The 378-nt window shown below is 56.9% G+C and carries 2 protein-coding genes; both read left to right on the top strand.

Features of this window, described 5'->3' with window-relative positions:
* A partial coding sequence (gpFI, locus tag E2C05_RS32565) for a DNA-packaging protein FI (RefSeq protein WP_240047007.1) occupies nt 1-183 on the top strand: 183 nt, incomplete at its 5' end.
* An 11-nt stretch (nt 184-194) separates the two neighbouring features.
* Nucleotides 195-378, top strand: a 184-nt coding sequence (locus tag E2C05_RS32560; RefSeq protein ID WP_214275280.1) for a head-tail joining protein, incomplete at its 3' end; no start/stop codon positions are given.

Below are 378 nucleotides of genomic sequence, written 5' to 3'. Positions count from 1 at the left end.
GATACCGTGATTCTGGATACGTCTGAACTGGTCACGGTCGTGGCACTGGTGAAGCTGCATACTGATGCACTTCACGCCACGCGGGATGAACCTGTGGCATTTGTGCTGCCGGGAACGGCGTTTCGTGTCTCTGCCGGTGTGGCAGCCGAAATGACAGAGCGCGGCCTGGCCAGAATGCAATAACGGGAGGCGCTGTGGCTGATTTCGATAACCTGTTCGATGCTGCCATTGCCCGCGCCGATGAAACGATACGCGGGTACATGGGAACGTCAGCCACCATTACATCCGGTGAGCAGTCAGGTGCGGTGATACGTGGTGTTTTTGATGACCCTGAAAATATCAGCTATGCCGGACAGGGCGTGCGCGTTGAAGGCTCCA

This window comes from Paracraurococcus ruber, from assembly GCF_004353985.1.
Taxonomy (GTDB): Bacteria; Pseudomonadota; Alphaproteobacteria; order Acetobacterales; family Acetobacteraceae; genus Paracraurococcus; species Paracraurococcus ruber.
The sequence above is the reverse complement of the archived record's forward strand: the minus strand, read 5'-3'. Positions and strand labels throughout refer to the sequence as shown.